Genomic DNA, 7,134 nt, shown 5'->3' on the forward strand with positions numbered 1-7,134 from the left:
TCATTTGCTTAGGAGTCATCGTTTTTGCCGACGTATTAAAATTATTTTTAGTGCCTAAAGAAAGCTATTGGACTGCAATGGAAATCGTGCCTTTAATTGTATTGGCTAATTTCTTCTTAGGCATTTACACCAATTTATCCGTTTGGTACAAACTGATCGATAAAACGAAAATTGGAGCTTATATTTCAATCGTAGGGGCAATAGTGACCTTAGCGTTAAACGTACTTTTAATTCCAATAATCAGTTACATGGGATCGGCAATTGCCACTATTTTCGCTTATGGAACCATGATGTTTATTTCCTATTATATGGGGCAAAAGAAATATCCAATTCCCTATGATAAAAAATCGATTTTCACGTATTTAGGATTAGCCATTGTGCTTTCTGGAATTTCATTTTATGTGCCTATTTTACGCGAAACGTATCTATTCGGTATTGCCTCAATCTTATTTTTTGCGTACTTTGTCTACAGAAACGAAAAAGAAACTATTGTAAAGATCATCAGAAGAAAATAATATGCAAATTAAAATCATCAACAAATCGAGTCACGCGCTACCTAATTATGAAACCATTGCTTCGGCAGGAATGGATTTGCGTGCGAATATTTCAGAACCCATCACTTTAAAATCTTTAGAACGCACCATAGTTAAAACCGGACTTTTTATTGAATTGCCTATTGGTTTTGAAGCGCAAGTGCGACCAAGAAGTGGTTTAGCAGCTAAAAAAGGAATCACCGTTTTAAATTCGCCCGGAACAGTTGATGCTGATTATCGTGGCGAAATTGGAGTGATTTTAGTAAATTTATCCCATGAAGATTTCGTAATTGAAAACGGAGAACGCATCGCTCAATTAATCATCGCCAAACACGAACGCGCCGAATGGCTTGAAGTAACCGAATTATCTGAAACCTCAAGAGGCGAAGGCGGTTTTGGCAGTACTGGGGTGAAGTAAAGAGCCCCCTAACCCCAAAAGGGGGAACTGACAAAATGGTGTAAATAGTTTATAAATAAATTGAATTAATTAATAAAATCCTATTGACCCCTAATAGGAATTTCTCGCCTAGGCGGATTAGGGGGCTAACATGAAAATAATCGTACCAATGGCAGGACGTGGTTCTCGTCTTCGCCCACACACGTTAACCATTCCAAAACCATTAATTCCAGTGGCAGGAAAACCAATCGTCCACCGATTAGTAGAAGATATTGCCGGTGTTTTAAATCAGAAAATTGATGAAGTAGCCTTTATTATTCATGAAAGTTTTGGAGCAAAAGTCGAACAAGATTTATTAGCGATCGCCCAAAAATTAGGAGCAAAAGGAACCATATATTATCAAAATGAAGCCTTAGGAACGGGTCATGCGATCATGTGCGCCAAAGATTCTTTGAGCGGTCCAGCTGTTATTGCTTATGCCGACACCTTAATTCGTGCCGATTTTGACTTAGATACTTCGGCCGATAGTGTAATTTGGGTAAAACAAGTAGACCAACCTGAAGCTTTTGGTGTCGTGAATTTAAATCCAAACGGCGAAATCATTGAATTGGTTGAAAAACCAAAAGAATTTGTGTCGGATTTGGCGGTGATTGGGATTTATTATTTCAAGGATGTTGCCGTTTTGAAAAACGAATTGCAATCGGTGTTAGACAATAACATAATTCACGGTGGCGAATACCAAATTAACGATGGGATCAAACAAATGATGGCCAAAGGCATGAAATTTGTTCCCGGAAAAGTGGATGAATGGATGGATTGCGGGAATAAAGACGTTACGGTGGAAACCAATACAAGAATGCTTGGGTTTTTACATAACGATGGCGAACATTTGATTGATTATGGTGTAAAACAAGAAAATTCGACGATCATTCCACCTTGTTACATAGGAGAAGATGTGGTGTTAATCAACGCGACTGTCGGTCCTAATGTTTCGTTAGGCAAAGGCTGTCATGTTATTGATTCTACTATAAAGAATAGTTTGGTGCAAACGCATTCACATATTAAAAATGCAAAATTAGACAACGCCATGATTGGAAATCATGCGAGTTTTGATGGCAATTTTACTAGTATTAGTATCGGAGATTATTCGGTGTTAGAATAGATGATAAAGAAAAAACACATAGCTTTTATTGTTTTCCTACTTTTTAGTTTTGGAAACTACACTTTTGCACAACAAAATCCAGAAGACATTGCGTTAGAAGAAAATAAAACAGAAGATTATTTTTTTGAAGCTCTTGCACAACGGGGTATTGAAAATTATGATAAAGCTATTGTGGCTATTCAAAAATGTATAGAAAAAGAACCTAAAAACCCTGCTTTTTTATTTGAATTGGGGAAAAATCAATTGGACGCAAAGAATTATATTGCTGCCGAAATGGCCTTTAAAAGCGCTATAGAAATCGATGCGAAACAGCGCTGGTATTGGAACGGACTGTACGATATTTATTACCAAACCAAAGCCTTTGATAAGGCGATTGGGGTGGTTCAAAAATTGGTTGAATTTGACCCCAATATGCGAGAAGATTTGGTGTCATTATACATGAATACCGATCAAAAAGAAAAAGCGCTTGCCTTGTTAAAAGAAATGGAAGCGACTGCTCATTTGACGAAAACCATGGAATTCTATAAACTAAAATTGGAACGTTCTACCGAATTTGCTGCGCCTAAAAAAGAAACCTTAGAATTAGGTATTAAAGAACATCCCAAATACGAACAAAATTATATCGACTTAATTAATCTATACCTCAGTTTTAACCAAGAGGAAAAGGCTTTTGAAGTAGCAAAAGCATTGGAAAAAGAGATTCCAAGTTCGGAATGGGCAGCCGTTAGTTTGGTAAAATTTTATTTGAATGCAAACGATGGCACAAAAGCTTCCCAATCCATGTTTACAGTATTGCAAAGTACTAAAATGGATTTCAAAATCAAGCACCGTGTTTTTAATGAATTTTTAATTTTTGCGGTCAATAATCCGGTTTATTTTAAAGAAGTTGATGCCGCTATTCCCTATTTTGATGCAGACACTTCCCTTTCGGTTGCGAGCGAAGTAGCAAAATTCTTCTGGAAAAAAAAGGATTTGGAGAAAGCAGCGTATTATTTTGAAAAAGCAATACAACAAAAACCAGATGCGATAGATAGCATGCAGTATTACTTGGAAGTGCTACAACAAAAACAAGATTTTCAGCGTTTAGTTACTAAAGCAACTGAATTTTCGGAGCACTTTCCCACGCAGCCCAACTTTTATTTTTATGCGGGATGGGGTTGCAATCAAGTAAAGAATTTTCAACAAGCAAAAGCATATTTAGAAAACGGTCTGGATTTTGTAGTAGACGATCAACCGCTTGAAATACTATTTTATGAGCAATTAATCATCAGTTGTGAAAACCTAAAAGACTCAACGAATGAACAACGGTATTCCACTAAATTAAAACAAATCAAATAATGAAATATATTTCATCAGTCGTTTGTGCTTTTTTAATAATTGGTTGTAAATCAAAACAAGCAGTGGCTACTGCCGCTGCGAAAGACACAACAGAAATTACTAAGATCATCAACGGTCATTATGCTAATTTATCTGATTTTAAAACTTTAAATATTAAAGCAAATGCCAAGTATGAAGATCCTTCGCAATCCCATTCTTTGAATGTAGATATTCGCATCAAAAAAAATGAAATCATTTGGGTCAACATTAAAATACTTGGGTTTCCTGTAGCAAAGGCCCTGATAACCCCCACAAAAGTGAGTTATTATGAAAAAATCAACAACACTTATTTTGAAGGGGATTTTAGCGTGCTTAGCAACTGGCTGGGTTCTGATCTTGATTTTCAGAAAGTACAAAATTTATTCCTAGGAAGAGCGATCGATGATTTGTCAAAAGGCAACTGGATTTCTGAAATCAATGAAAAATTATTCAAATTGTCTCCAGCATCCACAACCGATATTAGTAAAGAATTTTATTTTGAAGCAGCCAATTATTTATTAAAAAAAGAAACCATTTCTCAGGCCAGTCAAAATAGAGCTTTAGAAATTCAATACCCATCATATACAGAAGTGGAACGCATTTTTTTGCCTAACGCAGTCAATATTCAAGCCACTCAAAAAGAAAAAATTTCAATTGCTATTGAATACAAAAACACAACATTTAATGAAAATTTGAGTTATTCATATGTAATTCCTAATGATTACAAGGCAATTCAAATCGATTAATTTTTTATTTTAGTAAAACAAAACTACCTTTGTAAAAAACCAAAGTGCATGAACCAATTTTTAAAAACATTACTTTTCTTTTTCATAACCTCAATGGCTTTTGCGCAACCTTCTGAGCAACAAAAATTAGAGCAAAGAAAAGAGCAAATTCTAAACGAAATTGCCGAAAAGAAAGCACGATTAGAATCGGAAAAGAAAAAAGAAAAATCGGTATTAAAACAAATTGATCAACAAAAAGGATTGATAGCTTTGCGTCAAAAATTATTGAATACAACTGCAAAACAAACTCGAATACTATCGGATAACATCTATTTGACCCAACTCGAGATGAACAAATTGAACAGAGAGTTGACGGTGTTGAAGGAAGATTATGAAAAAATGATCGTTAAATCGTATAAAAGTCGAAACGAACAAAGTAGGGTCATGTTTGTACTCTCTTCCCAAAATTTTCTTCAGGCCTACAAGCGCATTCAGTACATGAAGCAATATGCCGATTTTAGGAAAATGCAAGGCGAAGAAATTCGAACCAAACAACAAAAATTAGAACAAGCCGAGCAAAAGCTTAAGACCAATAAAAAAGAAAAGGAACAAGTTTTGGTCGAAACGGAACAAGAGAAAAAAGAACTGGAAAAAGAAAAACAAGAGCAAGAGCGTTTGGTAAAATCGATTCAGAAAGATAAAAAGCAAATTACTGCCGAAATCGACAAAAAACAAAAAGAAGCCAAGCAAATAGACCGTCAAATTAAGAAAATTATTGCCGATGAGATTGCGGCTGCTAATAAAAGAAATGCAGCAAAAACCGGAACTACAGCTCCTAAAGCAGGAACAAAGGAAGCCACAAAGTTTGTCCTTTCTGCAGAAGGGAAAGTGTCCTCAGACAACTTTAAAGCCAATAAAGGAAGATTGCCTTGGCCTGTTGTAAAAGGCAGCGTTTCTCAATATTATGGGGACCAACCGCATCCCGTGCATAAAAACTTAACCGTTCATAATAGTGGTATTGAAATTACTACTGAGCCAGGAGCTTCGGCTCGAGCTGTTTTTGCTGGTGAAGTGTTGCAAGTCCAAGTCATTTCAGCAAATAACAAAGCGGTTTACATCCAGCACGGAGATTTTATCACAGTTTATCTAAATTTAGCTTCAGTAAGCGTGAGTAAAGGTCAAAAAGTAAGCATCAAACAAAGCATAGGAAGGATTCATACCGATGCCTCAGGCAAGGCCGTGATCAAGTTTTTAGTATTACAAAATACAACAACTTTAAATCCGACCGCTTGGTTAAATATGTAACAATGAATGAGGTCGAAAGGCCTCATTTTTTTTGTACTTTATTTTCTTGTATTTTTATCCTTTAAATCAACAGCATGGATTTGCCTTTTAAAATTTTACATCTCGATAGCAATCACCCACTTCTTTGGGACCAATTGCAACAAGCGGGTTTTCAAAATGAAGCCGATTTTACGTCTTCTAAACAAGATATTGAGGCTAAAATTGAAAACTACCAGGGTATTGTTATACGAAGTCGGTTTAAAATAGATGCATCGTTTATAGACAAAGCCACAAATTTGCAATTTATTGCACGAGTGGGTGCTGGTTTAGAAAGTATTGATTGTGATTATGCCACAGCTAAAGGGATTCGTCTCATTGCAGCCCCCGAGGGCAATGCAAATGCCGTGGGGGAGCATGCTTTAGGAATGTTGCTTTCGCTTTTTAATCAATTGAATAAAGCCAATACCGAAGTCAAATCGGGTCAATGGATCAGAGAAGGCAATCGCGGACATGAATTGGAAGGAAAAACCATTGGCATTATTGGTTATGGAACTATGGGAAAATCGTTCGCCAAAAAATTGCGTGGCTTTGATGTAACCACATTGTGTTATGATATTTTACCGAATGTAGGCGATGCAAATGCTAAACAAGTTTCAATAGTCGAACTTCAAGAACAAGCCGATGTTATCAGTTTGCATACGCCTTGGACTCCCGAGACGGATAAAATGATAAACACAGCATTTATTTCTACATTCAAAAAGCCCTTTTGGTTTATCAATACTGCTCGAGGGAATTCAGTTGTTACAGAAGACCTAGTGGCCGCTTTGAAAACGAAAAAAGTTTTGGGCGCCGGTTTGGACGTATTAGAATATGAAAAATTATCGTTTGAAACCTTGTTTGAAGGAGAAAAACCAGAAGCATTTGATTATTTACTCCAAGCAAATAATGTGCTATTAACCCCTCATATTGCGGGATGGACAGTAGAAAGCCATCAAAAACTAGCCCAAACCATAGTGGATAAAATTTTTGCGGTTTATGCAAAATAATCTGTAACAAATTCAATTAGGTTAGACTTATACAATAATTTATTATATTCGTATCAACTAACTAAAAACTAACTAAAATGGATGCAAACAAAGTAGACATGTTCATGATGTCAAATTCTAAATTTTTTGAAGGGCACAACTTACATGCGATACGTGAAAGATTATTGGCTTTAGACGATGAAAAATGGCCAATGGTTCAAATGGTTCAATTTAAAGATCCAACTACTGCATTACTTATTTCTATTTTTGCCGGAGCCTATGGAATCGATAGATTTTATATTGGAGACACTGGAATGGGAGTAGGAAAATTATTAACCTGTGGTGGTTTAGGAATTTGGGCTATTGTAGACTGGTTCTTAATTCAAGGAGCAACTAAAGAGAAAAACCTTGAAAAATTCAATCAAGCAATGTTATACTAAAAACAAACCACATTTTATATGTGGTTTTTTTAACCATTTTCTCTGTATCAAATGAAGAAAAACAGATTGTATGTTTTTTTATTAGCACTAATTGGACTGGGTTATGGATGGCTTTTTCTTTTCAATCATAAAGAAAATATCCAACAGCCTATAGGGTGTGTTTTTAAAAAAGTAACAAACTATCCTTGTCCTTCTTGTGGCACGACTCGATC

General features: G+C 35.8%; 9 protein-coding genes. All 9 read left to right on the forward strand.

The window, feature by feature from the left end:
* A partial coding sequence (locus ACIQ6Z_RS08395; protein ID WP_396210447.1) for a lipopolysaccharide biosynthesis protein occupies window positions 1-515 on the forward strand: 515 nt, incomplete at its 5' end.
* A gap of 1 nt (window position 516) precedes the next feature.
* On the forward strand, window positions 517-951 hold the full coding sequence (gene dut, locus ACIQ6Z_RS08400; protein ID WP_396210448.1) for a dUTP diphosphatase: 435 nt from the start codon (window positions 517-519) through the stop codon (window positions 949-951).
* A 130-nt stretch (window positions 952-1,081) separates the two neighbouring features.
* Complete coding sequence (locus tag ACIQ6Z_RS08405; RefSeq protein ID WP_396210449.1) at window positions 1,082-2,092, forward strand: sugar phosphate nucleotidyltransferase; 1,011 nt, start codon at window positions 1,082-1,084, stop codon at window positions 2,090-2,092.
* Complete coding sequence (locus tag ACIQ6Z_RS08410) at window positions 2,093-3,430, forward strand: tetratricopeptide repeat protein (RefSeq protein WP_396210450.1); 1,338 nt, start codon at window positions 2,093-2,095, stop codon at window positions 3,428-3,430.
* Window positions 3,430-4,194: a DUF4292 domain-containing protein gene (locus ACIQ6Z_RS08415; RefSeq protein WP_396210451.1), complete on the forward strand. Its 765-nt coding sequence runs from the start codon at window positions 3,430-3,432 to the stop codon at window positions 4,192-4,194. The genes ACIQ6Z_RS08410 and ACIQ6Z_RS08415 overlap by 1 nt, the downstream gene beginning before the upstream one ends.
* Before the next feature lie 48 nt (window positions 4,195-4,242).
* On the forward strand, window positions 4,243-5,478 hold the full coding sequence (locus tag ACIQ6Z_RS08420) for a murein hydrolase activator EnvC family protein (protein WP_396210452.1): 1,236 nt from the start codon (window positions 4,243-4,245) through the stop codon (window positions 5,476-5,478).
* A gap of 74 nt (window positions 5,479-5,552) precedes the next feature.
* Entirely contained in the window at window positions 5,553-6,503 is a 951-nt protein-coding gene (locus ACIQ6Z_RS08425; protein ID WP_396210453.1) for a 2-hydroxyacid dehydrogenase, read from the forward strand.
* A 77-nt stretch (window positions 6,504-6,580) separates the two neighbouring features.
* On the forward strand, window positions 6,581-6,922 hold the full coding sequence (locus ACIQ6Z_RS08430; RefSeq protein WP_396210454.1) for a TM2 domain-containing protein: 342 nt from the start codon (window positions 6,581-6,583) through the stop codon (window positions 6,920-6,922).
* 51 nt (window positions 6,923-6,973) lie between these two features.
* A partial coding sequence (locus tag ACIQ6Z_RS08435; protein WP_396210455.1) for a DUF2752 domain-containing protein occupies window positions 6,974-7,134 on the forward strand: 161 nt, incomplete at its 3' end.

The sequence above is a fragment of the Flavobacterium sp. genome, assembly GCF_044376915.1.
Classification (GTDB): domain Bacteria; phylum Bacteroidota; class Bacteroidia; order Flavobacteriales; family Flavobacteriaceae; genus Flavobacterium.